The organism is Halomonas campaniensis (assembly GCF_014193375.1).
Classification (GTDB): Bacteria; Pseudomonadota; Gammaproteobacteria; order Pseudomonadales; family Halomonadaceae; genus Halomonas; species Halomonas campaniensis.
The window spans coordinates 31,230-57,734 of sequence record NZ_JACHZF010000010.1 but is presented as its reverse complement, the minus strand read 5'-3'; the positions used below and the strand labels follow the sequence as shown (position 1 = coordinate 57,734).

At 69.5% G+C, this 26,505-nt stretch carries 30 protein-coding genes; 17 read left to right on the top strand and 13 right to left on the bottom strand.

Annotation, left to right across the window (positions count from 1 at the left end):
• Positions 1 to 7 precede the first annotated feature (7 nt).
• Positions 8 to 445 carry a D-aminoacyl-tRNA deacylase gene (dtd, locus tag BDK63_RS08230; RefSeq protein WP_183330890.1) on the top strand — a complete coding sequence of 146 codons (438 nt, stop codon included), beginning with the start codon at positions 8 to 10 and terminating at the stop codon, positions 443 to 445.
• Here the strand turns inward: dtd and BDK63_RS08225 are convergent.
• Positions 442 to 2,397: an ATP-binding cassette domain-containing protein gene (locus BDK63_RS08225; protein ID WP_183330889.1), complete on the bottom strand. Its 1,956-nt coding sequence runs from the start codon at positions 2,395 to 2,397 to the stop codon at positions 442 to 444. The genes dtd and BDK63_RS08225 overlap by 4 nt on opposite strands.
• Before the next feature lie 53 nt (positions 2,398 to 2,450).
• On the opposite strand from BDK63_RS08225, the gene BDK63_RS08220 reads away from it, so the two are divergent.
• The 7 genes from BDK63_RS08220 (at position 2,451) to BDK63_RS08190 (ending at position 8,536) form a co-directional block, all read left to right on the top strand.
• Positions 2,451 to 2,987 carry a TIGR02444 family protein gene (locus tag BDK63_RS08220; protein WP_183330888.1) on the top strand — a complete coding sequence of 179 codons (537 nt, stop codon included), beginning with the start codon at positions 2,451 to 2,453 and terminating at the stop codon, positions 2,985 to 2,987.
• A 90-nt stretch (positions 2,988 to 3,077) separates the two neighbouring features.
• The gene (locus BDK63_RS08215; RefSeq protein ID WP_183330887.1) at positions 3,078 to 4,094 is read left to right on the top strand and encodes a TRAP transporter substrate-binding protein; all 1,017 of its coding nucleotides are present in this window, start codon (positions 3,078 to 3,080) and stop codon (positions 4,092 to 4,094) included.
• 224 nt (positions 4,095 to 4,318) lie between these two features.
• The gene (locus BDK63_RS08210) at positions 4,319 to 4,906 is read left to right on the top strand and encodes a TRAP transporter small permease (protein ID WP_183330886.1); all 588 of its coding nucleotides are present in this window, start codon (positions 4,319 to 4,321) and stop codon (positions 4,904 to 4,906) included.
• Positions 4,907 to 4,927: 21 nt separating this feature from the next.
• Positions 4,928 to 6,211, top strand: coding sequence for a TRAP transporter large permease (locus tag BDK63_RS08205; RefSeq protein WP_183330885.1), 1,284 nt, complete (start codon positions 4,928 to 4,930; stop codon positions 6,209 to 6,211).
• 18 nt (positions 6,212 to 6,229) lie between these two features.
• On the top strand, positions 6,230 to 6,673 hold the full coding sequence (locus BDK63_RS08200; RefSeq protein ID WP_183330884.1) for a universal stress protein: 444 nt from the start codon (positions 6,230 to 6,232) through the stop codon (positions 6,671 to 6,673).
• 125 nt (positions 6,674 to 6,798) lie between these two features.
• On the top strand, positions 6,799 to 7,485 hold the full coding sequence (gene bamJ, locus BDK63_RS08195; protein WP_183330883.1) for a BamJ family beta-barrel-assembly machinery protein: 687 nt from the start codon (positions 6,799 to 6,801) through the stop codon (positions 7,483 to 7,485).
• 7 nt (positions 7,486 to 7,492) lie between these two features.
• A complete protein-coding gene (locus BDK63_RS08190) occupies positions 7,493 to 8,536 on the top strand; it encodes an alpha/beta hydrolase family protein (RefSeq protein WP_183330882.1) in 1,044 nt (347 codons plus the stop codon).
• Positions 8,537 to 8,554: 18 nt separating this feature from the next.
• On the opposite strand, the gene BDK63_RS08185 is transcribed toward BDK63_RS08190, so the two are convergent.
• Complete coding sequence (locus tag BDK63_RS08185; RefSeq protein ID WP_183330881.1) at positions 8,555 to 9,142, bottom strand: SCO family protein; 588 nt, start codon at positions 9,140 to 9,142, stop codon at positions 8,555 to 8,557.
• The gene (locus BDK63_RS08180) at positions 9,139 to 9,651 is read right to left on the bottom strand and encodes a hypothetical protein (protein WP_183330880.1); all 513 of its coding nucleotides are present in this window, start codon (positions 9,649 to 9,651) and stop codon (positions 9,139 to 9,141) included. Before BDK63_RS08180 ends, BDK63_RS08185 begins: the two co-directional genes overlap by 4 nt.
• Before the next feature lie 114 nt (positions 9,652 to 9,765).
• Here BDK63_RS08180 and BDK63_RS08175 point away from each other — a divergent pair, with 114 nt between their 5' ends.
• A complete protein-coding gene (locus tag BDK63_RS08175; RefSeq protein ID WP_183330879.1) occupies positions 9,766 to 10,686 on the top strand; it encodes an AEC family transporter in 921 nt (306 codons plus the stop codon).
• A 302-nt stretch (positions 10,687 to 10,988) separates the two neighbouring features.
• Here BDK63_RS08175 and trmB read toward each other — a convergent pair whose 3' ends face one another.
• The 3 genes from trmB to thiS form a co-directional block, all read right to left on the bottom strand.
• Entirely contained in the window at positions 10,989 to 11,732 is a 744-nt protein-coding gene (trmB, locus tag BDK63_RS08170) for a tRNA (guanosine(46)-N7)-methyltransferase TrmB (protein WP_183330878.1), read from the bottom strand.
• 67 nt (positions 11,733 to 11,799) lie between these two features.
• Positions 11,800 to 12,597: a thiazole synthase gene (locus tag BDK63_RS08165; protein WP_183330877.1), complete on the bottom strand. Its 798-nt coding sequence runs from the start codon at positions 12,595 to 12,597 to the stop codon at positions 11,800 to 11,802.
• A 42-nt stretch (positions 12,598 to 12,639) separates the two neighbouring features.
• Positions 12,640 to 12,852, bottom strand: a complete 213-nt coding sequence (thiS, locus tag BDK63_RS08160) for a sulfur carrier protein ThiS (protein WP_183330876.1) — start codon at positions 12,850 to 12,852, stop codon at positions 12,640 to 12,642.
• A 301-nt stretch (positions 12,853 to 13,153) separates the two neighbouring features.
• On the opposite strand from thiS, the gene BDK63_RS08155 reads away from it, so the two are divergent.
• Positions 13,154 to 13,528 carry a DUF423 domain-containing protein gene (locus tag BDK63_RS08155; RefSeq protein ID WP_183330875.1) on the top strand — a complete coding sequence of 125 codons (375 nt, stop codon included), beginning with the start codon at positions 13,154 to 13,156 and terminating at the stop codon, positions 13,526 to 13,528.
• A 12-nt stretch (positions 13,529 to 13,540) separates the two neighbouring features.
• Here the strand turns inward: BDK63_RS08155 and BDK63_RS08150 are convergent, their stop codons facing one another.
• Together BDK63_RS08150 and BDK63_RS08145 are read right to left on the bottom strand one after the other, a co-directional pair.
• Positions 13,541 to 13,954 carry a PaaI family thioesterase gene (locus BDK63_RS08150; protein WP_183330874.1) on the bottom strand — a complete coding sequence of 138 codons (414 nt, stop codon included), beginning with the start codon at positions 13,952 to 13,954 and terminating at the stop codon, positions 13,541 to 13,543.
• A gap of 178 nt (positions 13,955 to 14,132) precedes the next feature.
• Positions 14,133 to 16,307, bottom strand: a complete 2,175-nt coding sequence (locus BDK63_RS08145) for a malate synthase G (protein ID WP_183330873.1) — start codon at positions 16,305 to 16,307, stop codon at positions 14,133 to 14,135.
• A gap of 235 nt (positions 16,308 to 16,542) precedes the next feature.
• On the opposite strand from BDK63_RS08145, the gene BDK63_RS08140 reads away from it, so the two are divergent.
• Both BDK63_RS08140 and BDK63_RS08135 read left to right on the top strand, forming a co-directional pair.
• Positions 16,543 to 17,529: an alpha/beta hydrolase gene (locus BDK63_RS08140; RefSeq protein WP_183330872.1), complete on the top strand. Its 987-nt coding sequence runs from the start codon at positions 16,543 to 16,545 to the stop codon at positions 17,527 to 17,529.
• Positions 17,526 to 18,014 (top strand): hypothetical protein, encoded by a 489-nt coding sequence (locus BDK63_RS08135; protein ID WP_183330871.1) that lies wholly within the window; start codon positions 17,526 to 17,528, stop codon positions 18,012 to 18,014. Before BDK63_RS08140 ends, BDK63_RS08135 begins: the two co-directional genes overlap by 4 nt.
• Position 18,015: 1 nt before the next feature.
• On the opposite strand, the gene BDK63_RS08130 is transcribed toward BDK63_RS08135, so the two are convergent.
• Complete coding sequence (locus BDK63_RS08130) at positions 18,016 to 19,518, bottom strand: YifB family Mg chelatase-like AAA ATPase (protein WP_183330870.1); 1,503 nt, start codon at positions 19,516 to 19,518, stop codon at positions 18,016 to 18,018.
• Positions 19,519 to 19,584: 66 nt separating this feature from the next.
• A complete protein-coding gene (locus BDK63_RS08125; protein WP_183330869.1) occupies positions 19,585 to 19,938 on the bottom strand; it encodes an accessory factor UbiK family protein in 354 nt (117 codons plus the stop codon).
• Positions 19,939 to 20,220: 282 nt separating this feature from the next.
• On the opposite strand from BDK63_RS08125, the gene BDK63_RS08120 reads away from it, so the two are divergent.
• The 3 genes from BDK63_RS08120 to glnK all read left to right on the top strand — a co-directional run bounded on the left by BDK63_RS08120 (position 20,221) and on the right by glnK (position 22,331).
• Positions 20,221 to 20,559: a P-II family nitrogen regulator gene (locus tag BDK63_RS08120; RefSeq protein WP_106231078.1), complete on the top strand. Its 339-nt coding sequence runs from the start codon at positions 20,221 to 20,223 to the stop codon at positions 20,557 to 20,559.
• 29 nt (positions 20,560 to 20,588) lie between these two features.
• The gene (locus BDK63_RS08115; RefSeq protein ID WP_183330868.1) at positions 20,589 to 21,839 is read left to right on the top strand and encodes an ammonium transporter; all 1,251 of its coding nucleotides are present in this window, start codon (positions 20,589 to 20,591) and stop codon (positions 21,837 to 21,839) included.
• A gap of 153 nt (positions 21,840 to 21,992) precedes the next feature.
• Complete coding sequence (gene glnK, locus BDK63_RS08110) at positions 21,993 to 22,331, top strand: P-II family nitrogen regulator (RefSeq protein ID WP_110069051.1); 339 nt, start codon at positions 21,993 to 21,995, stop codon at positions 22,329 to 22,331.
• Positions 22,332 to 22,565: 234 nt separating this feature from the next.
• On the opposite strand, the gene BDK63_RS08105 is transcribed toward glnK, so the two are convergent.
• Positions 22,566 to 23,342: a ferredoxin--NADP reductase gene (locus tag BDK63_RS08105; protein ID WP_183330867.1), complete on the bottom strand. Its 777-nt coding sequence runs from the start codon at positions 23,340 to 23,342 to the stop codon at positions 22,566 to 22,568.
• 161 nt (positions 23,343 to 23,503) lie between these two features.
• On the opposite strand from BDK63_RS08105, the gene BDK63_RS08100 reads away from it, so the two are divergent.
• Entirely contained in the window at positions 23,504 to 24,430 is a 927-nt protein-coding gene (locus BDK63_RS08100; protein ID WP_183330866.1) for a LysR family transcriptional regulator, read from the top strand.
• Positions 24,431 to 24,520: 90 nt separating this feature from the next.
• On the opposite strand, the gene BDK63_RS08095 is transcribed toward BDK63_RS08100, so the two are convergent.
• Positions 24,521 to 24,949, bottom strand: a complete 429-nt coding sequence (locus BDK63_RS08095) for a host attachment protein (RefSeq protein ID WP_183330865.1) — start codon at positions 24,947 to 24,949, stop codon at positions 24,521 to 24,523.
• 225 nt (positions 24,950 to 25,174) lie between these two features.
• On the opposite strand from BDK63_RS08095, the gene BDK63_RS08090 reads away from it, so the two are divergent.
• Complete coding sequence (locus BDK63_RS08090) at positions 25,175 to 25,669, top strand: hypothetical protein (RefSeq protein ID WP_183330864.1); 495 nt, start codon at positions 25,175 to 25,177, stop codon at positions 25,667 to 25,669.
• A 36-nt stretch (positions 25,670 to 25,705) separates the two neighbouring features.
• Here BDK63_RS08090 and BDK63_RS08085 read toward each other — a convergent pair whose 3' ends face one another.
• Complete coding sequence (locus tag BDK63_RS08085; RefSeq protein WP_183330985.1) at positions 25,706 to 26,434, bottom strand: amino acid ABC transporter ATP-binding protein; 729 nt, start codon at positions 26,432 to 26,434, stop codon at positions 25,706 to 25,708.
• Positions 26,435 to 26,505 lie beyond the last annotated feature (71 nt).

The window sequence follows — 26,505 nt, the reverse complement described above, 5'->3', positions numbered from 1 at the left end:
GCAAGCAATGAAGGCACTGATCCAGCGGGTGACCCGCGCCAGCGTGGCCGTGGAGGGACGCACCGTGGGCGCCATCGGCCACGGCCTGCTGGCGCTGGTGGGCGTCGAGAAGGGCGACGACGAGGCCGCCGTGGACCGGCTGCTGCACAAGCTGCTGCACTACCGGGTGTTCGGCGATGCCGAGGGCAAGATGAACCTCGACCTGCGGCAGGTCGACGGCGGGCTGCTGCTGGTCTCCCAGTTCACCCTGGCGGCGGATACCCGCAAGGGCCTGCGGCCCAGCTTCTCCAGCGCCGCCCCGCCCGACGAGGGCCACCGGCTCTTCCACCTCCTGCTGGCGCGCGCCGAGGCGGCCTGGCCCCGGGTGGAGAGCGGCGAGTTCGCCGCCGACATGGAGGTCTCGCTGGTCAACGACGGCCCGGTGACCTTCCTGCTGGACAGTTAGGAGCCGAGCTCGGCCGCCATGGCCTCCAGTTCCTCCTCGGCGGAAAGCCACTCGGCCTCCAGGTCGTCCAGGCGGGACTTGAGCTCGCCCTGGCGGGCCAGGGTGGCGGTGAGCTCCTCCTTGCGCGCGGCGTCGGTGTAGAGCGCGGCGTCGCCCAGGGCCTCCTCGACCTTGGCCAGCTCCGCCTGGACCTTCTCCATGGCCTGCTCGGCGCGGTCGCGCTGCTTCTTGAGCGGCCGCAGCTTCTCGCGCAGCTCGGCGGCGGCGCGCCGAGCAGCCTTGCGATCCTCCTTCGGCGCCGCGCTCTCGGCCTGGCGCTCCCCCTTCTCGGCCCGGGCCTCGCGGCGCTCGCCCTCGAGCCGCGCCTTGAGCCAGGCCCGGTAGTCCTCCAGGTCGCCGTCGAAGGGCTCGACCCGATGGTCGGCCACCCGCCAGAACTCGTCCACGGTGGCGCGCAGCAGGTGGCGGTCGTGGGAGACGATGATCACCGTGCCCTCGAAGGCCGCCAGCGCCTCGGTGAGGGCCTCGCGCATCTCCAGGTCCAGGTGGTTGGTGGGCTCGTCGAGCAGCAGCAGGTTGGGCTTCTGCCAGGCCACCAGGGCCAGTGCCAGGCGCGCCTTCTCGCCGCCCGAGAAGCGCCCCACCTCGCCGAAGGCATCGTCGCCCTGGAAGCCGAAGCCCCCCAGGAACTTGCGGATGTCCAGGTCGGCAGCCGTGGGCGACAGCCGCTGCACGTGCATGAAGGGCGTCGAGGCGAGGTCCAGCCCCTCGAGCTGGTGCTGGGCGAAGTAGCCGATGGCCAGGTGCTCGCCGGGCACCCGCCGGCCGGCCAGCAGCGGCAGCTCGCCGGTGAGCGACTTGATCAGCGTCGACTTGCCGGCCCCGTTGGGGCCCAGCAGGCCGATGCGCTGGCCGGGCAGCAGGGTCAGCTTCACGGCGTCGAGCTGGACCTTCTCCACGCCCGGCTCGCCCTCCGAGACGTCGCGATAGCCGAGGCGGGCCTCGTCCAGCACCAGCAGCGGGTGGGAGGTCTTGTCCGACGCGGGAATGGTGAAGTGGAAGGGGGAGTCGGCGTGGGCCACGGCGATGTCGCCCATGCGCTCGAGCATCTTCAGCCGGCTCTGGGCCTGGCGCGCCTTGGTGGCCTTGGCGCGGAAGCGCGCCACGAAGCGCTCGATCTCCTCGCGGCGGGCCTGCTGCTTGGCCGCCTCGGCCTGCTGCAGCGCCAGCTTCTCGGCCCGGGTGCGCTCGAAGGTGGAGTAGTTGCCGCGATAGAGCACCAGGCTCTGGCGGTCGAAGTGCACGATGTGGTCGCACACCGCATCGAGGAAGTCGCGGTCGTGGGAAATCAGCAGCAGGGTGCCGGGGTAGCGGGTGAGCCACTGCTCCAGCCACAGCAGGGCATCCAGGTCCAGGTGGTTGGTGGGCTCGTCGAGCAGCAGCACGTCCGAGGGCATGAACAGGGTACGCGCCAGGTTGACCCGCATCCGCCAGCCGCCGGAGAAGTCCGACAGCGGACGCGCGAGGTCCGCCTGGGTGAAGCCCAGCCCCACCAGCAGCTGGGCGGCCCGGGCCGGCGCGCTGTAGCCGTCCAGTGCCTCGATGGCGCCGTGCAGCTCCGCCTCGCGATGGGCCTCGCCCGCTTGAGCGGCCGCGGCCAGGGCCGCCTCGGTCTGGCGCAGCTCGCGGTCGCCGTCGAGCACATAGTCGACGATGGCCCGGTCCAGCGCCTCCACCTCCTGGGCCATGTGGGCGATGCGCTGGCCGCCGCTCATCTCCACCTCGCCGCGGTCCGGCGCCAGCTCGCCGAGCAGCAGCTTGAACAGGCTCGACTTGCCGGCGCCGTTGGGGCCGACGATCCCCGCCTTGTGGCCGGCGTGCAGGGTCAGGTCGGCGCCCTCCAGCAGGGCCTGGGTGCCGCGTTGCAGGGAAACTTGGCGCAGTGCGATCATGCGGGCTCCACGGGCGTACAGGGCCGCCGCGGGAAGCGACGGCAGGAAAACGAATGAACGCTGATTCTACCGAAATGACGGCCGCTCTGCGGGACCGACTGGCCGCCGCCCCCCTCGAGGCCTTTGCCCTCGCCCTCTACGCCCGCCCCGGCATCGAGGCCGCCTGCCTGCGACTCCAGGACGAGGCGGGCATCGACGTCTGCGAGCTGCTGTGGCGCTGCTGGCTGCTCCAGCACGGGGTAGTGCCGGGTGATAGCACCGAGGAGGCGCTCGCCGAGGTCCATGGCTGGCAACGAGAGGTCACCGCCCCGCTGCGCCGGCTGCGCCGCGCCCTGAAGGGCCAGGCGCCCGGCCGCCCCGGGGTCGAGAAACTGCGCGCCACCCTCAAGCAGGCCGAGCTCCAGGCCGAGCTGGAGGCACTCGCCAGGCTCGAGGCACTGGCTCGGCAAGGCCCCCTTCGGCCGCTGCCGCGGAGTCGGGAAAGGGCCGCGGATTGTCTCGCCCGGCGCCTCCAACTGCAGAAAAAATCACATCTTTCAACGCTCCAGACGGTCATTGCCTGCCTTGACCCTCCCCTGGGGCCACGCTAGCCTGAATTCAGACGCGCGGGCATGCTGTCCGCCCTCTGTCTGTCAATTTCGCCTGATATTGACCGGTCCATACCTGCGAGGGGAACAAGAATGAAGGCAACCAAGCTGTTGACCACGGCCACCGTCGGCGCCCTGCTTTTCGGCATGTCCGCGGCGGCCCATTCCGCCAACTGGCGCTATGCCCACGAGGAGTTCGAGGGCGACGTCCAGGACGTCTTCGCCATGGCGTTCAAGGAGTACATCGAGGAGAACTCCGACAACACCGTCCAGGTCTATCGCTTCGGCGAGCTGGGCGAGTCAGACGACATCATGGAGCAGACCCAGGCCGGCATCCTGCAGTTCGTCAACCAGTCCCCCGGCTTCACCGGCGCGCTGATCCCCGAGGCGCAGATCTTCTTCGTCCCCTACCTGCTGCCCACCGATGAAGAGACCGTCATCGAGTTCTTCAACACCAGCGTGGCCATCAACGAGATGTTCCCGGAGCTCTACGCCGAGCAGGGCCTGGAGCTGCTGAAGATGTACCCGGAAGGCGAGATGGTCGTCACCCTGGACGAGCCCTTCACCTCGCCGGAAGACCTGCGCGGCAAGAACATCCGCACCATGACCAACCCGCTGCTCTCCGCCACCTACCGTGCCTTCGGCGCCAGCCCGACGCCGCTGCCCTGGGGCGAGGTATACGGCGGCCTGCAGACCGGCATCATCCAGGGCCAGGAGAACCCGATCTTCTGGATCGAGTCCGGCGGCCTCTACGAGGTCTCCCCGCACCTGGTCTACACCGGCCACGGCTGGTTCACCACCGCCATGATGGCCAACCAGGACTTCTTCGACGGCCTCTCCGAGGAGGAGCAGCAGCTGGTGCGTGACGCCAGCGAGCACGCCTACGAGATCATCATCGAGCACATCTCCGGGCTGGCCGACGAGTCCCTGGCCAAGATCCAGGAGGCCTCCGACGAGGTCACCGTGACCCGCCTCGACGAGGAGCAGATCGAGGCCTTCCGTGCCCGTGCTCCCGAGGTCGAGGAGGAGTTCATCGAGATGACCGGCGAACGCGGCCGCGAACTGCTCGAGCAGTTCCACGCCGACCTGGAGGCCGTGAGGGCCGACTGATCCCGGAGGATCAGCGCCACCGCAGCGAGCAAGGGGGTAGCCGGCAGGCTGCCCCCTTTTGTCTTCGACGCCCCGGACCCGTCGCGCCGGTTTCCCACGCCCCGCCCGGCCACCCGGCCGGCCACTCAGCGTTGAAGGCTCGACGGCATGACCCAGCCTGACAGCGTACTCTCGAAGAACGACAGCAATCATCGTGCGTGGGGAACGGACAGGAGCCCGCCGACATGGAAATGAACGAAGACGACATCGCCGAGAAGAACTACCGCTCGACGCTGCCCGGCCCGCTCGGGCCCATCGACACCTGGATCAGCCGCATCGAGGCGGTGATCCTGGCCATGGGCGTGATCCTCATGGCCGTCAACACCATCGCCAACGTGCTGAGTCGTTTCCTCCTCGGCGAGAGCCTGCACTTCTCCGAGGAGATCAACCGCATCCTGATCGTGATGATCACCTTCGCCGGCATCGGCTATGCGGCGCGCCACGGCCGACACATCCGCATGTCGGCCATCTATGACGCCGTGCCCACCGGCGGGCGACGCTGGATGATGATCATCATCTGCCTGTTCACCGCCGTGGTGATGTTCGTGCTCTGCTACTACTCGATCGGCTACATCTCCACGCTCTATGGCCGCGGGCGCGTGCTGCCCTCGCTGAGCATCCCGGTCTGGATCATGTACATCTGGGTACCGGTCGGCTTCGCCATTACCGGCATCCAGTACCTGCTGACCGCCATCAAGAACATGACCTCCCGCGACGTCTACCTCTCGACCCACGTGGTGGATGGCTACAAGGACACGGAAACGGAAGTCTGATCCCGAGCGAGGCACACCCCCATGACAACCATCATCCTCTCCATCATGATCGTGCTGCTGCTGCTAGGCTTCCCGATGATGATCCCCCTGGCCACGGCGGCCTTCGTCGGCTTCTACATGACTTTCGGCGGCCTCGGCCAGATGGAGACCCTCATCCAGCAGATGATGGGTGGCATCCGCCCCACGGCGCTGATCGCCGTGCCGATGTTCATCCTCGCCGCCGACATCATGACCCGCGGCCAGTCGGCCAACCGGCTGATCAACATGGTCATGGCCTTCGTGGGCCACATCAAGGGCGGCCTGGCCGTCTCCACCGCGGCCTCCTGCACCCTGTTCGGCGCGGTCTCCGGCTCCACCCAGGCCACCGTGGTCGCCGTGGGCTCGCCGCTGCGCCCGCGGATGCTCAAGGCCGGCTACAAGGACCCCTTCACCCTGGCGCTGATCATCAACTCCAGCGACATCGCCTTCCTGATCCCGCCGAGCATCGGCATGATCATCTACGGCGTCATCTCGGGGACCTCCATCGGCGAGCTGTTCATCGCCGGCATCGGGCCGGGCCTGCTGATCCTGGCCATGTTCTCGGCCTACTGCGTGGCCTACGCCTACATCAACAAGGTGCCCACGGAGCCCCGCTCCACCTGGAAGGAGCGCGCCATCTCGGTCAAGGACGCCCTCTGGCCACTGGGCTTCCCGGTGCTGATCGTCGGCGGCATCTACGGCGGCGTCTTCAGCCCCACCGAGGCGGCGGCGGCCTGCGTACTCTACGCGGTGCTGCTGGAGTTCGTGGTGTTCCGCTCGCTGAAGCTGCACCACATCTATGCCATCGCCAAGTCCACCGGCCTGATCACCGCGGTGGTGTTCATCCTGGTGGCGGTGGGCAACGGCTTCTCCTGGATCATCTCCTTCGCGCAGATCCCCCAGGCGATCCTGGAGGCGGTGGGCGTCAACGAGGCCGGGCCGATAGGCGTGCTGATCGCCATCTCGGTGGCCTTCTTCGTGGCCTGCATGTTCGTCGACCCCATCGTGGTGATCCTGGTGCTGACGCCGATCTTCGCCCCGGCCATCGCCGCCTCCGGCCTGGACCCGGTGCATGTCGGCGTGCTGATCACCCTGCAGGTGGCCATCGGCTCGGCGACGCCACCCTTCGGCTGCGACATCTTTACCGCCATCGCCATCTTCAAGCGCCCCTACTGGGAGGTGATCCGCGGCACCCCGCCCTTCGTCTTCATGCTGGTGCTGGCGGCGGCGCTGATCATCATGTTCCCGCAGATCGCCCTGTTCCTGCGCGACATGGCGTTCCGCTGATCCAAGGAGGCATTGACGATGTTCAATCGGATACTGGTACCGGTGGATGGCTCCAAGGGGGCCCTCAAGGCCCTGGAGAAGGGCACGGGGCTGGCGCTGCTGACCGGTGCGGAGCTCTACATCCTGTGCGTCTTCAAGCATCACAGCCTGCTCGAGGCGTCGCTCTCCATGGTGCGCCCCGACCGCCTCGACCTGCCCGACGACGCCCTCAAGGAATACGCCACCGAGATCGCCGTGCATGCCAAGTCCCATGCCATCGAAATGGGCGTGCCCGTGGAGAAGGTACGGGCCTTCGTCAAGGGCGGGCGCCCCTCGCGCACCATCGTGCGCTTCGCCCGCAAGCGCGAGTGCGACCTGATCGTGATCGGCGCCCAGGGCACCAACGGCGACAAGAGCCTGCTGCTGGGCAGCGTGGCACAGCGCGTCGCCGGCTCGGCCAACTGCCCCACCCTGGTGGTCTGAGCGCCGCCCTGCCGGGCCGGTTCTGCCCCGCCGCGTGCGGGTGCGGAACCGGCCCGGCCCTGTTAGAGTCCCATGGACCTCACCCACCGACGGCGCCATGGCGCCTGACCCACAAGGGCCTGTCCATGAAGAGACTGCTGACTACCGCCTCCCTCACCACCCTGCTCGCGGCCGCCCCCCTGGCGCTTGCCGCGCCGGAGACCGACGAGGAACGCCTCGGCTACAGCCTGGGCGTGACCCTCGGCCAGAGCATCCAGCAGGACGTCAACGACCTGGACGTCGACGCCTTCACCCAGGCGATCCGCGACGTCTTCGCCGGCGACGAGCTGGCCATGAGCGACGAGGAGATGGCCGACGCCCTGATGCGCTTCCAGCAGGAGGCCATGGCCACCCGCCAGGCCGAGGCCGAACAGCAGGCGGAGGCCAACCGCAGCGAGGGCGAGGCCTTCCTGGCGGCCAATGCCGAGGAGGAGGGCGTCGAGGTGACCGAGTCCGGCCTGCAGTACCGGGTCCTGGAAGCCGGTGACGGCGACACCCCCGGTGCCGAGGACAGCGTCGAGGTGCACTACGAGGGCACCCTGATCGACGGCACCGTCTTCGACAGCTCCTACGAGCGCGGCGAGCCGGTCAGCTTCCGGGTCGACCAGGTCATCGACGGCTGGCAGGAGGCCCTGCAGCTGATGAGCGTCGGCGATACCTGGGAGATCGTGATCCCCGCTGAGCTCGCCTATGGCGCCCAGGGCCAGGGGCCCATCGGCCCCTACGAGACGCTGATCTTCAGGGTCGAACTGCTCGACGTGATCGGTGACTGAGACCGCCATGCTCCGACGCTGCCTGCCGCTCGCCGGCCTCACCCTGGCGGGGCTGGCGGCCGCTCCCGTCGCCGCCGACCGGCTTCCCGACCTGCCCCGCCTGGCCACTGCCGCCGACGACGTCAGCGTGGTCGGCGTCTCCTCGGGAGGCTACATGGCCACCCAGCTGGCCGTCGCCTGGCCGGAACGCTTCAGCGGCCTTGGCGTGCTGGGCGCCGGTCCCTGGTCCTGCGCCCAGGGCACCCTGCGCCGGGCGCTGGGCCAATGCATGACCACCCGCCTGGGGCCGCCCGACCTGGACGAACTGGAGGCGCGCCGCCTCGGCTACCTGGAGCGCGACCTGGTGGGCAAGAGCGAGGACCTGGCCGAGCTCAGGGTCTTCGTCTGGCACGGCGAGGAGGACGATACGGTCGCCCCCGCGCTGGGCCGCGCCCTGGCCGAGCAGTTCCGGGGCTGGCTCGCGAATCCCGACCAGCAGCTCAGGGCCCGGGAGAGCGAGCGGGTCGGCCATGGCTGGCCCATCGGCCACCACGCCGAGCCGGCCCCCGCCACCGAGCTGGCCGGCTGCCGCCAGGGGGGCGGCACCCATGTGCTGAACTGCGACCTGGATATCGCCGGCGAGGCGCTGGGCTGGCTGCATGGCGAGCTGGCACCGCCGGCAGTGCCCGAGGGCCAGCTGCTGGCCTTCGACCAGGCCTCGGTGCGCGACGCCAAGGGCCTGGACGATGCCGGCTACCTGTTCGTGCCGGCGGCCTGCGAAGCGGGTGGGTGCGACCTCACGGTGGCCCTGCACGGCTGCGGGATGGGCGTCGAGCAGATCGGCGAGACCTTCGTCCGCCACAGCGGACTGAACGAGTGGGCGACCCGCAACCGGCGGGTGGTGCTCTATCCCCAGGCGGAGACCAGCCTGGCCAACCCCCAGGGCTGCTGGGACTGGTGGGGCTTCGCCGAGAGCACCTGGCAGCTCGATCCGCTCCATGACAGCCGCGAGGGGACCCAGGTCCGCGCGCTGATGGCGATGATCGAGCGCCTCCAGGAGTCGCCTCGCTGAGGCGAGGCCGCCGCGGCGCTAGAGCGCGTCGCGCAGCGCCGACAGCAGGCCGTGGGGGGCCGGCGAGTAGAGCACCCGCCGGAGGATCCGCCCCTCGCGGTCGACCAGGTAGAGCGAGGAGCTGTGGTCGATGGTATAGGCCATGGCCGACTCGGGCGTCTCGACCCGGCGCCACACCACCCCGTAGCGCTCGGCGATCTCCTCGAGCTGCGCCTCGGAGCCGGTGGCGCCGATGAAGGCGTCGCCGAAGAAGCCGGTATACTCGGCCAGCCGCTCCAGGGTGTCGCGCTCCGGGTCGACCGAGACCATCACCGGCACCACCCGCTCGCGACTCGCCTCGTCCAGCTCGGAGAGCGCCTGGCGAACCACCGCCATGCTCATGGGGCAGACGTCGGGGCAGTAGGTATAGCCGAAGAACAGCACCGCCAGCTGGTCCTCCTCGAGCTGGCTCAGCGAGAAGTCGCCGCGGGTCGAGGGCAGTTCCACGGGTCCCCCGCGCATGTCGCTGTCGGCATCGCCCGCCAGCTGCTGGTACCAGCCCAGGCCACCCACGGCCAGCGCCAGCACGATGACCGCCACGCCGGCCCAGATCCCCTTCCGCTTCATAGCGCACTTCTCTCCACGTCGAAATCGAATCCGCTGCCGATCCGCCCCCGGCCGGTGTCGACCACCACCCGGGCCCGCCAGGGCATCACTGCCTCGGTGCAGATCGGCACCTGTCCCTCGCCGCGAAAGACCCCGTCTCCCTGGCGGCGCAGCGGGTAGCGGTGCAGCCCCATGTCCATGTCGCGGCCGACGAAGTCGACCCTCACGGACTCGGCCTCGACGCCCGACAGGGTGACCGTCATCGGCAGGATCTCCAGGGCGCGGATCTCGCCCTCGGCCCCCAGGTCCAGGCGCAAGCTGCCGGTGCCACCCAGCGAGGCGACGCAGGGCCCGAGCTGCAGGTCGCAGCCGGCCTCCTCGGGAAACCAGTGCACCGACTCTCCCCCGCGAAGACTGTAGCTGGTGAGGTACCAGAGTGCCACGGCGACGGTCACCAGGGTGAAGAGGATCAGCAGCCGCAGCAGCGGGGGGCGCGAGACGGCGGTCTCTGTCGGCAAGGAACGGGACATGGCGGCGAACGCGGCACTCCATGGGAAGGCGTGATGGCGGTAAGCTTATCAGCATTCGCCTGTGGCAGAGTGCGCAAGGATGTCGCAGGGTACGCCGACGACGAGGAGACCGACATGCCGGGAGTGGCGAATGCACTGGGCCCCCTGTTCCTGCTGATCCTGCTGGGCGCCGTGCTCGGCTGGGCGCGCCAGCCGGGGGGCGACTTCTGGCCGCGGCTGGAGCGGCTCATCTATTTCCTGCTGTTCCCCGCCATGCTGGTCTCGACCCTGGCCACCGCCGACGTCAGCCAGGTGCCGGTGACCCGCCTGGCCGGGGCGCTGCTGGGGGCCATGGGCCTGTTCGGCGCCCTGCTCTGGGCGCTGCGCGGCTGGCTCGGCCTGGAGGCGCCCGCCTTCACCTCGGCCTTCCAGGGATCGCTGCGCTTCAACACCTATGTCGGGGTCGCCGGCGCCGCCGCCCTGCACGGTGGCCCGGGCGCCACCGTGGCGGCGGTGGCCGTGGCGCTGATGGTACCGGTGGTGAACGTGCTCTGCGTGGCCAGCTTCATCGCCGCGGGAACGCTCGGCGCTGGCAGCCTCGGCAAGAGCCTCGCCGCCCTGGTGCGCAACCCGCTGATCCTCGGCTGCCTGATCGGCATCGGCTTGAACGTCAGCGGCATCGGCCTGCCGGGCTGGAGCGAGGCCACCGTGGAACTGCTGGGACGGGCCGCCCTGCCGCTGGGCCTGGTGGCAGTGGGCGTGGCCCTGCGCCCCGCCGCCCTGATGCGGCTGGACCGGGGGGTGTGGGCCACCAACCTCGTCAAGCTGGGGCTGATGCCGGCCCTGGTGCTGGCCCTCGCCCTGGCGCTGGGCCTCGACCCGGTAAGCCGCGACGTGGCGCTGCTGTTCGCCGCGCTGCCCACCGCCACCTCGGCCTATATCCTGGCCCGGCAGCTGGGCGGCGATGCCGAGATGATGGCGGCGCTGATCACCGGACAGACCCTGCTGGCCATGGCCACCCTGCCCCTCTGGCTGCGCCTGGCCGGCGCCGGGTGAGGCAGCCAATAAAAAAGATTCGCATTTCTGTTGACGCAGTAAACGAGAATGATTACTCTTTCTTCATGGCGTTGATGAGGCGCCATGCCACGGCAGGAACCGCCAGTCGCCTGCCATGGTTTCTCCCTCCTCATTGCTAGTCACGGTCTTGCCGCCGCCCCATCGAGGGCGGCTTTTTTTGGTGTGGAGGGTCCCTCCTCATTGCTGCTCTTTACCACCCCAGGGTCTTGCCGCCGCCCTCACCCTACAAAAAACGATGCCCCCGCACGGGCGAGGGCATCGGGGGAGCGAAGCGAGCCTGATCAATCGTCGCGACGGTAGATCAGGTCCCAGACGCCGTGGCCGAGCTTCTCGCCGCGGGCCTCGAACTTGGTGAGCGGCCGGAACTCCGGTCGCGGCACATAGGGGGCGGTCTCCGGCGCAGCGGTGTTGGCATAGCCCGGGGCGGCATCCATCACCTCGGCCATCCACTCGGCGTAGGCCTCCCAGTCGGTGGCCATATGGAAGGTGCCGCCGACCTTGAGCCGACGGCGCACCAGTTCGACGAAGGCGGGCTGCACGATGCGCCGCTTGTGGTGCTTCTTCTTGGGCCAGGGGTCGGGGAAGAACAGCTGCAGGGTGTCCAGGCTTTCCTCCGGCAGGCACTCCTCGAGCACCCGCAGGGCGTCCTCCCGGTAGACCCGCAGGTTGGTCAGGCCGCGCTTGTCGGCCTCGTCGAGCAGCTTGCCCACGCCCGGGGCATGCACCTCGATGCCGATGAAGTCGGTGTCGGGATGGGTCTCGGCCTGCTCGATCAGCGAGGCACCCATGCCGAAGCCGATCTCCAGTACCCGGGGGGCACGCCGGCCGAACAGGGCGTCGAGGTCCTGGCGGCCGTCGGCCAGGGTCAGCCCCAGCCGCGGCCAGACCTCCTCGAGGCCGCGGGTCTGGGCCTGGGTCATGCGCCCGGCACGCAGCACATAGCTCTTGATGCCGGGGCGGTGCAGGGGCGCATCCGGGCCTTCCGGCCCGGTGGTGGCGGTATCGTCGCGGGACTGGTCACTCATGGGGCGGTCGAGGCTCTCGTTCTGGGCGCCTGTTTCAGGCGTTCGTTGCGGGCGATCGATGGACGCGTCAGCCGTTGATGCGGCCGGCGAAGGGGGAAGAGGGGTCGGCGCTCTGGCGGCGCGGCATGCGCCCGGCCAGGAAGGCCTCGCGGCCGGCCTCGACGGCCTTCTTCATGGCGCCGGCCATCAGCACCGGCTGGCGGGCATGGGCGATGGCGGAGTTCATCAGCACGCCGTCGCAGCCCAGCTCCATGGCCAGGGCGGCATCGGAGGCGGTCCCGATCCCGGCATCCACCAGCACCGGCACGCCGGCCTGCTCGATGATCAGGCGGACGTTGTGCGGGTTCTGGATGCCGTGGCCGGAGCCGATCAGCGAGCCCAGCGGCATGATGGCGCAGCAGCCCAGGCGCTCGAGCTCGCGGGCGACGATGGGGTCGTCGCTGGTGTAGACCATGACGTCGAAGCCGTCGGCGATCAGCGTCTCGGCGGCGGCCAGGGTCTCGACCACGTTGGGGTAGAGGGTCGTCTCGTCGCCCAGCACCTCGAGCTTGACCAGGCTGTGGCCGTCGAGCAGCTCCCGCGCCAGCCGGCAGGTGCGTACGGCATCCTTGGCGGTGTAGCAGCCGGCGGTATTGGGCAGCAGGGTATAGCGTTCCGGCGGCACCACGTCGAGCAGGTTGGGCTCGCCGGCCTCCTGCCCCAGGTTGGTGCGGCGCACCGCGAAGGTGACCACCTCGGCCCCGGAGGCGGCGATCGCCTCGCCGGTCTCGTCGAAGTCACGGTACTTGCCGGTTCCCACCAGCAGGCGGGAGGTGAACTCGCGCCCGGCGATACGCAGCGGCTGGTCCTGGAAGAAGTCTGTCATCGCGTCTGCCTTGTGTCGTTGTCTCGGGAGATCACCGTGGCCTCAGCCGCCACCGATGGCATGCACCACCTCGACCCGATCGCCCTCGGCCAGGCGGGTCGCGGCGTGCTCGCTCCTCGGCACGATCTCCTCGTTGACCTCCACGGCGATACGCCGGCCGGCGAGCCCCAGGGACTCGAGCAGCTGGGTGATCGTGGGGGCCGGGGTGAGCTCGGGCGCCAGGGTATGCGCCTCGCCATTGAGCTGGATCTGCATGGCGTCCTCTCTGCGCTATCGATGCTCTCGTTATCTGGCCGCTGGGCCCGCCGGACGGGCAGGAATCGCGGGCCCCCATTGTAGCCGACTCGGCCCGCGCGGGGTACGGTAGCGGCCATGACGTTCCCACCTCTCGGGGCTGATCCGGCAGCAGGCTTTCGAGGAGGCGCTGTGAACCCCTCTCTGGGCGCTACCGATGCCATCCCTGGCATAGGACCTCCTCTCCACCCTGCTCCCGGCGCCCCTCGTGGCTGAGCACCCGATATCGACCTGACCAGGATGCCATATGAGGGAGAACGGAATGCAGGACCGAGGCTGGTGGCTGGGGGCGGCGCTGTCGGGCGCCGTGGTGGTGATGGCGGGGGCCTTCGGCGCCCACGCCCTGGAGGGACAGCTGGCCCCGCGGCTGGCGGCGGCCTTCGAGACCGGGGTGCGCTACCAGGCCTGGCACACCCTGGCGCTGCTCGCCGTGCTGGCCTGGCGCGCCACCCGGCCCCTGGCCGGGCAGCGCCTGGCCATGGGCCTGTGGGCGGCCGGCATGGGGCTCTTCTCGGGCTCGCTCTACGCCATGGCGCTGACCGGCCTGGGCGGCCTGGGCATGATCACCCCGCTGGGTGGCGTGCTGCTGATCGCCGGCTGGCTGGCACTGGCGTCGGCCGTGCTGCGCGCCGGCTGAGCGGGCCAGGGATCAGTCGCGATCGGGCAGGGCGTAGGTGGCGGTGACCAGCGCCACCGGCGCCTCGTCGCCAGCCGAGAAGAGCTGCACCTCCCCCACCGCCAGGCGCCGGCCGAGCTTGAGGATGCGGGCGTTGGCGATCAGGTCCCGGTCGCCGCTGGGCCGCCGCAGGAAGCGGCAGTGCAGGTCGCTGGTCACGGCCATGGGCTCGGGGCCGATCTGGGCGAGGATCGCCACGTACAGCGCGACGTCGGCCAGGCCCATCAGGGTCGGGCCGGAGACGCTGGCCCCGGGGCGCAGGTGCTCGTCCTCGATCGCCAGGCTCACGGTGGCCCGCATGTGGCCGACGCCCTCGATCGTCCCGGAGCGCTGGGGAAAGACGTCGTCGAGGAAGTCCTCGATGGCGGCGGCGGTCATCACGGTCATCGGCTGGCTCCTGCGGGTCACGGCGAGGGACGATGGCCTCAACATAACCGAAAGCGCCCCGGGCAGGTACCCGGGGCGCTTCACGTTCGAACAGGTGAAAGCAGGAACAGCTCGAGGCTGTCTCGGCGACAGGCCATGACAACTTCACGACCTGTCCCCGACGCCTTGCATTGACGCCTTACTTGGCCTTGTGCACGGCGCGCCAGTGGTGCAGCAGCGGCTCGGTGTAGCCGGCGGGCTGAACGCGGCCCTTGAAGATCAGGTCGCTGGCGGCCTGGAAGGCACTGGAGCCCTCGAAGTTCGCGCTCATCGGCGTGTACTCCGGATCACCGGCATTCTGCTGGTCCACCACCTTGGCCATGCGCTGCAGGGTCTCCTGGACCCGCGCGGCATCCACCACGCCGTGGTGCAGCCAGTTGGCGATGTGCTGGCTGGAGATCCGCAGGGTGGCACGGTCCTCCATCAGGCCCACGTCGTGGATGTCCGGCACCTTGGAGCAGCCCACGCCGTGCTCGACCCAGCGCACCACGTAGCCGAGGATGCCCTGGCAGTTGTTGTCGAGCTCCTGCTGGATCTCCTCGTCGGACCAGTTGGCCTCGGCGGCCACCGGCACGGAGAGCAGGTCGTCCAGGAAGTCCGGCTCGCCCTGGGCCTCCAGCTCGCGCTGGATGGCGGTGACATCCACCTGATGGTAGTGCAGGGCGTGCAGGGTGGCGGCGGTGGGCGACGGCACCCAGGCGGTGTTGGCGCCGGCCTTGGGATGGCCGATCTTCTGCTCGAGCATGGCGGCCATCAGGTCCGGCATGGCCCACATGCCCTTGCCGATCTGGGCACGGCCGCGCAGGCCGCAGGCCAGGCCGACCTGGACGTTGTTCTTCTCGTAGGCCTGGATCCAGGCGGCGCCCTTCATGTCGCCCTTGCGGATCATCGGGCCCGCCTCCATGGCGGTGTGCATCTCGTCGCCGGTGCGGTCGAGGAAGCCGGTGTTGATGAACACCACCCGCGAGGCGGCCTCGGCGATGCACGCCTTGAGGTTCACCGTGGTGCGGCGCTCCTCGTCCATGATGCCCATCTTGAGAGTATCGCGGGCCATGCCGAGGAGGTCCTCGATGCGGCCGAACAGCTCGTTGGAGAAGGCGACCTCCTTCGGCCCGTGCATCTTCGGCTTGACGATGTACATGGAGCCTGCGCGGGAGTTGCGCGGCTCGTCCTCGCCCTTCTTCAGGTCGTGCAGCGCGATCAGGCCGGTGACGATGCCGTCGAGGATGCCCTCCGGCAGCTCGTTGCCCTCGGCGTCGAGCACCGCCGGGGTAGTCATCAGGTGGCCGACGTTGCGCACGAACATCAGCGAGCGGCCCGGCAGGGTGACGGTCTCGCCGTCGGCGTTGGTCCAGCGGCGGTCGCCGTGGAGGCGGCGAGTGATGGTCTTGCCGCCCTTCTCGACCTGCTCCTCCAGGTCGCCCTTCATCAGGCCTAGCCAGTTGCCGTAGACGCCCACCTTGTCCTCGGCATCCACCGCGGCCACGGAGTCCTCGCAGTCCATAATGGTGGTCAGCGCGGCCTCGACCACGACGTCCTTGATGCCGGCCGGGTCGGTCTTGCCGATGGGGTTGCTGGGGTCGATCTGGATCTCCAGGTGCAGGCCGTGGTTCACCAGCAGCAGCGACTCGGGGCTGGCGACGTCGCCACTGAAGCCGACCAGCTTGCCCGGGTCCTTGAGCCCGGTCTCGCGGCCGCCCTCCAGGGTCACCACCAGGTGGCCGTCACGCAGGGCGTACTTGACGGCATCGCGGTGGGAGCCGGTGGCCAGCGGGGCCGCACGGTCGAGCACACCGCGGGCGTAGGCGATGACCTTCTCGCCGCGCCGGGGATTGAAGCTCGTGCCCTTCTCGGCGCCGTCCTCCTCGGAGATGGCATCGGTGCCATAGAGGGCGTCATAGAGGCTGCCCCAGCGCGCGTTGGCGGCGTTCAGCGCATAGCGGGCGTTGCTCACCGGCACCACCAGCTGGGGGCCGGCCTGGACGGCGATCTCGCGGTCCACGTCGGCGGTGGTGACCGCGACGCTGGCCGGCGCCTCGACCAGGTAGCCGATCTCCTTCAGGAAGGCGCGGTAGGCGGCCATGTCGCCCACCGGGCCGGGATTCTCGCGATGCCAGGCGTCCAGCTGCTCCTGCAGGCGGTCACGCTCGGCGAGCAGTTCGCGGTTCTTCGGGGTCAGATCGTGAAAGAGGGCGTCGACGCCGGCCCAGAAGGCCTCGGCGTCGACTCCGGTGCCCGGGAGCGCCTGCTCGTTGATGAAACGGTCCAGCTCGGCGGCCACCTGAAGGCGGTGGCGAGTGACACGTTGGGTCATGGTGCATCTCCTCGTGCGGGGCAACCGGCCGGTGCGCTGCCGGGCTGCCGGGATCAGGGGTGAGTGACTGCATCAAGGGGATTTTGTGGAAAATACTTCCATATGTAAACCCGCAAACCGCCGTCAGCGCCGCTCGCTAGACCAAAAGATAAGGCAGGACGCACCGCAGCGCCCGCATTCGATGGCCTCGCCCACCGCATGAGGCTAGCATGGGTGAGCCCCCGCGGAGGACTCGATGAGCGACTTCACCCCCCTGCAGGCCCTGGGTCCCGTCAGGCTGGTCACACCGGCCGCGGCAGCGCCCGGCGGCGACCACCTGGAACGCTACCTGGGCCACTACGGCCTGGCGCCGCTGCTCGCCGAGCACGTGGGCCTGCACGTGGGCTACGTGGAGGCCGGCAACTTTCGCCTCTGGACCCAGGTATGGAGCCCGGCCCGACCGGTCGGCACCGCCTTCGTGGTCCACGGCTACTTCGACCACCTGGGGCTCTATCGCCACCTGCTGGAGCGCCTGCTCGACCGCAACTGGCGGGTGGTGCTCTGGGACCTGCCCGGCCACGGCCTCTCCAGCGGGGCCCGCGCCTCCATCGACGACTTCGATGACTACGGGGGCTGCCTGCACGCCCTGCAGCAGCATCTGGAGGAGGAGGGCCTGGCCCCGCGCCCCTGGATCGGGGTCGGCCAGAGCACCGGCGCGGCGATACTCGCCACCGATGCGCTGACCCGCGGCGACGACGGGCACTGGGCCGGCCTGGCCCTGCTGGCCCCGCTGGTGCGCCCCTGGGGCTGGAACCAGTCCAGCTGGCTGCACCTGCTGGTGGGGCCCTTCGTGCGCTCCATCCCGCGCAAGTTCCGCGCCAACTCCACCGACAGCGACTTCGCCGACTTCCTGCGCGAGGGCGACCCGCTGCAGGCCGATCGCGTGGCCATCGGCTGGGTCAGCGCCATGCGACGCTGGATGCCCCGGCTGCTCGCCCTGCCTCCCAACCCGGTGAAGACCCTGATCCTGCAGGGCGAACAGGACCTGACCGTGGACTGGGAGTGGAACCTCAACGTGCTGGAGCGCAAGTTCCCCAACGCCGAGATCCACCGCCACCCCGAGGCGCGCCACCATCTGGTCAACGAGGCGGAACCGATTCGCCAGTCGCTCTTCGACACCCTGGACCGCTTCATCGACGCCCTGGAGCCCACCGCCTCTCGACAGGAGACCGACCCGCCATGACCGCCCACCGGCTCTTCCCGCTGGCCCTGCTGCCGCTGCTGCTGATCGGCTGCGCCGCCGCCCCCGACCGCCCCGAGACCCTGCGCCAGGCCTTGCTCAACCTGGGCGAACGCGCCGCCGGCCGCGTGATGGAGGCCCCGGCCCTGCCCCACCCGCCATCCGGCCAGGTGCTGCTGCTGGCCGCTCCCGAGGTGAACGGCAGCCTCGCCATCGGCCGGGAGCGCTTCCGGGAGAGCCTGACCCGGGCCCTGCTGGCGGTGAGCGAGGGTCCCCAGGTGCTGGACTGGAACGAGGCCATGGCCGAGGGCAACGGCGACAACCAGTGGCGCCTGGAGAGCCGGCTGATGGCCGATGGCCCGCGCCTGCAGCTCTCCGACCGGGAGCTTTTGCCCTACCGGCTGACCCTGGTGCTGCGCCGCCCGGGCAGCGAGGAGGTCCTCTGGGAAGAGAGCCTCCAGGGCGCCCTGGACGCCACCGCGCTGTGAGTCAGCCCTTGAGCAGGCGATCGAGCTGCCGATAGCCGATCGCCTCGATCAGCTGCTCGCGCTCCGGCTTGGCCGCCCCTGCCAGGTCGGCCAGGGTCAGGGCCACCCGCAGCACCCGATGGTAGGCCCGGGCCGAGAGCTTGAGCCGCTCCAGCACGCCGGCCAGCCAGGCCCGGTCTGCCGCCCCCAGGTCGCAGGCGGCGTCCAGCTCCCGCCCCGCCAGGTGGGCATTCAGCCCCCCGCGCGCCAGCTGACGCGCCCGCGCCGCCACCACCCGGGCCCGCACCGCGGCCGATGACTCGCCGGCCTCCCCGGCGGTGAGCTGCTCCGGCGGCAGCGCCGGCACCTCCACCTGCAGGTCGATGCGGTCGAGCAGCGGGCCGGAGAGGCGTGCCTGGTAGCGCTGGATCTGAGCGGCCGTGCAGTGGCAGGCCTGGCGGGGATCGCCGAGGTGGCCGCAGGGGCAGGGGTTCATGGCGGCGACCAGCTGGAAGCGGGCCGGATAGCGACGCTCGTGGCTGGCCCGGGCGATATGGATCTGCCCCGATTCCATGGGCTCGCGCATCACCTCCAGCACGTGGCGGGAGAACTCCGGCAGCTCGTCGAGGAACAGCACGCCGTGATGGGCCAGGGATATCTCCCCCGGGCGCGGCCTGGAGCCACCGCCTACCAGCGCCACGGCGCTGGCGGTATGGTGCGGCGAGCGGAAGGGGCGCCGCCCCCACCCGGCAGCCAGGGGCAGGCCGCTCACCGACCGCACCGCCGCCACCTCCAGCGCCTCCTCCTCGGAGAGCGGCGGCAGGATGCCCGGCAGGCGGCTGGCCAGCATGGTCTTGCCGGTGCCCGGCGGGCCGGCGAACAGCAGGTTGTGGCCGCCGGCGGCGGCGACCTCCAGGGCCCGGCGGGCCAGGAACTGGCCCCTGACCTCGGCGAGGTCGGGCAGCGAGGTGTCGGCCTCCGGCGGCGACGCCAGCCGATGGGGCACGATGGGCGCCTGGCCCAGCAGGTGCGCCACCACCTCGAGCAGGTCGTCGGCGGGGAGCACCTCGAGGTTGCCGGCCAGGGCCGCCTCGTCGGCATTGGCCCGCGGCACGATCAGGCGCCGTCCCTTCCGGCGGGTGGCCATGGCCAGCGGCAACACGCCGGTCACCGGCCGCAACCGGCCGTCCAGCGCCAGCTCGCCGGCGCTCTCGATGCCGTCGAGGGCTCCGGGGGGCACCTGTCCCGAGGCCACCAGCAGACCCAGGGCGATGGGCAGGTCGAAGCGTCCGCCCTCCTTGGGCAGGTCGGCGGGCGCCAGGTTGAGCGTGATGCGTCGCAGGGGGTAGTCGAAGCCGGCGTTGACCAGGGCGCTGCGCACCCGCTCGCGGCTCTCCTTCACCGCCGCCTCGGGCAGCCCCACCAGGGTCATCCCCGGCAGGCCGTTGGCCAGGTGCACCTCGACCTGCACCTCGGGAGCCTCCAGGCCGAGCCCGGCCCGGGTGTGAACGATGGCCAGCGTCATGGGCGATCCCTCGCATGTCGTCTGCCCTCAGGCTAGTCCAGACGACGGCGGGGCGCCCGGCAGGGCTCAGCGACCGGCTTCGCCGCCGCCGGCATCCTCCTCCGGTTCGCCGGCATCGTCGCCCGCCTCGGGGCCGTCCGAGACGAGTTCGGCCGGGGCCTGCCCCTCGCCGGTGCGCTCCTCCAGCAGCGCCTCCAGGGCAGCGACCTGCTGCTCCAGGGCCTCCACCCGCGACCGGGTGCGCTGCAGGACGTCCATCAGGATGTCGAAATCCTCCCGGGACACCAACTCCAGGCGGTCGAAGGCACCGCGCACCACCTGCTGGATGCCCTTCTGCACCTCTTCCGGCGCCTGGGACGCGCCCTGGAGGCGGTCGCCGATCTGCTGGGCCAGGCGGCTGATGCGGTCGTGGCTCACCATGCTCTCTCTCCTGCTCGTATCAAGGGTCGCCTACAGGATACGCATGGCCCGGGCGGAACGCATGCCCGGCTTTCGCCCCGCCATGGCGCATCTGCACCACGGCCCGGCACCCTGTTGGTGCATCGCCCTTGACGAATAGTCGACGGCCGGGCTCGCATCGCCCGCAACCACCCCACAATCGACTGATAACACATGCATTTTCATCCTGCTGGCACGCTTTACGCTTGAGCATGGCAAGCCGGCACCGGCAGCCGACATCCAAGCCAACCGTGGAGACATGGGATGAAACTCATCACCGCCATCATCAAGCCCTTCAAGCTGGACGACGTCCGCGAGGCGCTGGCCGACAACGGCGTCCAGGGCATCACCGTCACCGAGGTCAAGGGCTTCGGCCGCCAGAAGGGCCATACCGAGCTCTACCGCGGCGCCGAGTACGTGGTCGACTTCCTGCCCAAGGTCAAGGTCGAGGTCGCCGTGGACGATTCGCGCCTGGAGACGGTCCTCGACGCCATCTGCAGCGCCGCCAACAGCGGCAAGATCGGTGACGGCAAGGTCTTCGTCACCCCGCTGGAGGACGTCATCCGCATCCGCACCGGTGAACGCGGCGCCGACGCCGTCTGACCGTTCCCCCTGCCCCTGGAGAGACTGCCATGAGTGAACTGACCGAATTGAGCTATGCGCTCGATACCTTCTACTTCCTGATCTGCGGCGTGCTGGTGATGTGGATGGCCGCCGGCTTCTCGATGCTGGAAGCCGGGCTGGTGCGTTCCAAGAACACCGCCGAGATCCTCACCAAGAACGTGGCCCTGTTCGCCATCGCCTGCACCATGTACCTGCTGGTGGGCTACTACATCATGTACTCCAGCCCCGAGGGCGGCATCCTGCCCAACCTGGGCTTCCTGCTGGGCGGCGAGAACAGCGTCGACGCGGTGCTCGCCGGCGGCGATGACGCCCCCTACTACTCCATGCGCGCCGACTACTTCTTCCAGGTGGTGTTCGTGGCCACCGCCATGTCCATCGTCTCGGGCGCCGTCGCCGAGCGCATGAAGCTGTGGGCCTTCCTGGCCTTCGCCGTGGTGATGACCGCCGTGATCTATCCGGTCTCCGGTTTCTGGACCTGGGGCGGCGGCTGGCTCGACGCCGCCGGCTTCTCCGACTTCGCCGGTTCCGGCATCGTGCACATGGCGGGTGCCGCCGCGGCCCTGGCCGGCGTGCTGATCCTCGGCCCGCGCAAGGGCAAGTACGGCAAGGACGGCAGCATCTACGCCATCCCCGGCGCCAACCTGCCGCTGGCCACCCTGGGCACCTTCATCCTGTGGATGGGCTGGTTCGGCTTCAACGGCGGCTCCGAGCTGAAGGTCTCCGACGTCGACTCCGCCAACAACGTCGCCCAGGTCATGGTCAACACCAACGCCGCGGCCGCCGGCGGCGTGATCGCCGCGCTGATCCTGGCCAAGCTGTGGTTCCGCAAGGCCGACCTGACCATGGCCCTCAACGGCGCCCTGGCCGGCCTGGTGGCCATCACCGCCGAGCCGCTGGCGCCCTCGGCGCTGGGCGCCACCCTCATCGGTGCCGTGGGCGGCGCCATCGTGGTGGCCTCCATCGTCGCCCTGGACAAGCTGAAGATCGACGACCCGGTCGGTGCCATCTCCGTGCACGGCGTGGTCGGCATCTGGGGCCTGCTGGCCGTGCCGCTCTCCAACGCAGACGCCACCTTCGGCGCCCAGCTGCTCGGCATCGTCGGCATCTTCGCCTGGGTGTTCGGCGCCAGCCTGGTCGTCTGGCTGATCCTCAAGGCCGTGATGGGCATCCGCGTCAGCGAGGAAGAGGAGTACGAGGGCGTCGATCTCGCCGAGTGCGGCATGGAGGCCTATCCCGAGTTCAGCGTCGCCAAGAAATGATCCCCATGGCGACGCCCACCGAGTGAGCTGGCGTGCTCCTCCTGGCCCCTTCGGGGGCCTTTTTTATTCCCGCCCCGCGCGGTGTATGCTAGAGGACAATCAGGCGCAAGCGGGTGGCCCGTCCACCGCACCGAACAGACGAGGAGTCCGACCATGAAACTGGTGACCGCCATCATCAAGCCCTTCAAGCTCGACGACGTGAGGGAGTCCCTCTCGGAGATCGGCGTCCAGGGCATCACCGTGACCGAGGTGAAGGGGTTCGGCCGCCAGAAGGGCCATACCGAGCTCTACCGGGGCGCCGAGTACGTGGTCGATTTCCTGCCCAAGGTGAAGCTCGAGGTCGCCGTGGACGACGACATGGCCGAGAAGGTGATCGACGCCATCACCCAGGTGGCCAATACCGGAAAGATCGGCGACGGCAAGATCTTCGTCACGCCGCTGGAGCAGGTGATCCGCATCCGCACCGGCGAGACCGGCAAGGACGCGGTGTAAGCGCCGAGCGCCGAGCGCCGAGCGCCGAGCGCCGAGCGCCGAGCGCCGAGCGCCGAGCGCCGAGCGCCGAGCGCCGAGCGCCGAGCGCCGAGCGCCGCAGGATGATGCCTGCGGCCTACCAAGTTCCAAACGAAAATCCCACCGGATACCGGGTCCGGTGGGATTTTCATCTTAAGCCACGACACTCCAGCCCGTTGCCGATCTGCTGGGCGCCGGGCGCTCGGTGCTAGGCGCTTACTTCTCCACGAAGGCCCGCTCGATCACGTAGTCGCCGGGGTCGCCCATGCGCGGCGAGATCTTGAAGCCCAGGTCGTCGAGCAGCGCGCTGGTCTCGTCGAGCATCGCCGGGCTGCCGCAGATCATGGCGCGGTCCTGCTTGGGATCCATGGGCGGCAGGCCGATATCCTCGAACAGCTTGCCCGTGCGGATATGGTCGGTGAGGCGCCCCATGGTGTGGAAGTCCTCGCGGGTCACCGTGGGGTAGTAGACCAGCTTCTCGGCGATCTCCTCGCCCAGGTACTCGTGGGCCGGCAGCTCCTGCTGGATGAAGTCGGCGTAGGCCAGCTCGCTGACATTGCGCACGCCGTGCACCAGCACCACCTTCTCGAAGCGCTCGTACACCTCCGGATCCTGGATCAGGCTCATGAAGGGCGCAAGGCCCGTGCCGGTGGAGAGGAAGTAGAGGTTGCGCCCCGGCAGCAGGTCGTCGGTCACCAGGGTGCCGGTGGGCTTGCGGCTCACCATGATCTGGTCGCCGACCTTGAGGTGCTGCAGCCGCGAGGTCAGCGGGCCATCGGGCACCTTGATGCTGAAGAACTCGAGGTGGTCCTCGTAGTTGGGGCTGGCGATGGAGTAGGCGCGCATCAGCGGCTTGCCGCCCACCTCCAGGCCGATCATCACGAACTGGCCGTTCTTGAAGCGCAGGCTACGCTCACGGGTGGTGCGGAAGCTGAACAGGGTGTCGTTCCAGTGGTGAACGCTGAGGACCTCTTCCAGGGCAAACTTGCTCATGCCGGCTCCTTGATGTTCCCGAACATCTGATATTCTTGAAAAGAATAAATAGACGGATAATATTTGCGTTGAATTCTAAGGGAGGGCGGGTTATCTGTTAAATGGATTGTATGGATAATGCTTATCCATATCCTTGATATAGGTCAGAGGAGGCACGTGCCATGCGCTACACCCTGCGCCAGCTGGAGGTCTTCGTCGCCGTGGCCCAGCACGAGAGCGTCTCCCGGGCGGCCCGCGCCCTCTCGCTCTCGCAGTCGGCGGCCAGCACCGCCCTGGCCGAGCTGGAGCGCCAGTTCGATTGCCAGCTGCTGGACCGGCTCGGCAAGCGGCTGAAGCTCAATGCCCTGGGGTTCCAGCTGCTGCCCAAGGCGGTGGCCCTGCTCGACCGTGCCGAGGAGGTGGAGGAGCTGCTGCGCGGCCAGCAGGGCATCGGCACCCTGGACGTGGGTGCCACCCTGACCATCGGCAACTACCTGGCCACCCTGCTGATCAGCGATTTCATGCAGCGCTACCCGGGCAGCCGGGTGCGTCTGGCGGTCCGCAACACCCGGGCGATCATCGAGGACGTGCGCCACCACGAGCTGGACCTGGGGCTGATAGAAGGCCACTGCGAGGCGGATGACATCATCACCCAGCCCTGGGTGGAGGACGAGCTGGCGGTCTTCTGCTCGCCCCGCCACCCCCTGGCCGGGGCCGGCGAGGTGGAGCTGGAGCGGCTGCTGCGCGAGGCCTGGATCATGCGCGAGCAGGGCTCCGGGACCCGCATGACCCTGGAGCAGGCCGCCCGCCATCGCCGCGGACGCTTCAATATCCTGCTCGAGCTGGAGCACACCGAGGGGATCAAGCGCGCGGTGGAGTCCGGGCTCGGCATCGGCTGCGTCTCGAAGCTGGCGCTGCGCGACGCCTTCCGCCGCGGCAGCCTGGTGCCGATTCCCACGCCGGAGCTGGACCTGAGCCGCCAGTTCGCCTTCATCTGGCACCGCCACAAGTACCTGGCCACCGGCATGCGCGAGTTCCTCAAGCTGTGTCGCCAGATGACCGAGGGAATCACGCGCAGCGACCAGATCGACCTGCCGCCGGTGCCCTGACGCCTGCGCCGCCGCGTCCTGTGCACCAACGGCAGCGGGCCCGGCAACGATGGCCGGGCCCGCGGGAGGAGACGGGGCTGGGGGGCGGGGTCAGCGCATGTCGCTGACGGCCTCCTGGATCTCCTCCAGGCTGGCCTTGGAGAGGTCCTTGGCCAGCGAGTGGATCACCAGCTTGGTGGTGGGGCCATCGAGCTTGTCGCGCAGCTGGCCCAGGAAGCGTGGCGGCGCCACCAGGATCAGCTTCTCCATGGTGTTGTCGACCCGGGCCCGGTAGATGCGCTCGGCAACCTCCTTGGCAAAGATCGTCTCCTCGTGGGTGCGGGCGGTGCTCTCCCCGCCGGAGGAGCGCGACGACGTGGACATGGACTCGTGCACGTCCGCCCCGCGATCGGTCACCAGATCGCCCTCATGCAGCCGGTTCGCGGCATGCACCAGGCTGTCCAGCTCGACCAGCTTGAGGGCATCACGCGTGAAGATCCTGGCCCGTGCTGCATCCGCCACCACGATATAGGTTGTCATAGCCGCTCCTTGATGCCGGTGGATGGGCGGGCGCCGTGCCGCGGTATCCCGCGGGGCACCCGCCTCTTGTTCAACATTGGCAATCCCGCCCGGGTTGGTCAACCCGCATCGGCCGCTGCACGGGAGAACTGCACCGGCGCGTGATCTGGGGTAGCATCCCGTGATGCTGGCACGGATGCCAGCGGGCCTCATCATCACGATGTGCATCCCCCGGGAGGACCCCCGATGCGACAGCTGCTGTTTCCCCGCCGCCCTCTGGGCCGCACCACCCTGATCACCTGTCACCTGCTGCTCCAGCTCGGCCTCGCAGCCGGCGCGATGCTGTGGCTGGCACCCCGCACCCCCTGGCTCGCCCCGCTGGGCTGGGCCGAGGCCTGGCCGGGCCTGGCCCTGGGCGGCGGCGCCTGGCTGCTGGCCGTCATCGGCCTGCGCCTGCTCGCCGAGCTGTGGCTGCTCCCCCACCATCTGGCGGCCCTGCGTCCCGGCTTCGCGCCGGGCGCCGTGATGACGCGCTCCTTCGACCGCCGGCCGGCGGTGCACGGCCAGGACACGGCCTGGACCAGCGAGGCGCGCACCATGGCCGCCCCGGAGGAGAGCGTCGGCCGCCCCCGGGTGACCCGTCCCGCCGAGCGCCTGCACCCGCGCGACAGCGAACCGACGCTGGACCTGGCCGCCGAAGGCGAGCCTGACCCGGCGCGGCGTCGGGAGCCACGGCTCTGACCCGCCGCCCCCGGCATCGCCGGGGGCCTTCGCGACTCAGTGGCCGAGGATCTGGCTGAGGAACAGCCGGGTGCGCTCCGACTGGGGGTCGTTGAAGAAGGGCTCCGGGGCGTTCTCCTCGATGATCTGACCCTGGTCCATGAAGATCACCCGGTCGGCCACGGTCTTGGCGAAGCCCATCTCGTGGGTCACGCAGAGCATGGTCATCCCCTCGCGGGCCAGCTCGACCATGACATCGAGCACCTCCTTGATCATCTCCGGATCCAGCGCGGAGGTGGGCTCGTCGAAGAGCATCACGTCCGGGTGCATGCAGAGCGAGCGGGCGATGGCCACCCGCTGCTGCTGGCCGCCGGAGAGCTGCCCCGGGTACTTGCGCGCCTGCTCGGCGATCTGCACCCGCTCCAGGTACTGCATCGCCTGGGCCTCGGCCTCGCGACGGGACTTCTTCTGCACCCACATGGGCGAGAGGCAGCAGTTCTCCAGCACCGTCAGGTGCGGGAAGAGGTTGAAGTGCTGGAAGACCATGCCGACGCTGCGGCGGACCTGCTCGATGCGCTTGACGTCCTGGGTCAGCGGCACGCCGCCCACCACGATCTCGCCCTGCTGGTGCTCCTCCAGGTGATTGATGCAGCGGATCAGCGTCGACTTGCCGGACCCCGAGGGGCCACAGATGACGATGCGCTCGCCGCGCTTCACCGTGAGGTCGATATCCCGCAGCACGTGGAAGTCGCCGTACCACTTGTTGACGCCGCGCATCTCGACCATCGGGGTCTCGGCGCCGGCCTGGGACTGGGTTGCCTGTTCACTCATTGTCGTCGTTCCTCGATTCGGGTGGC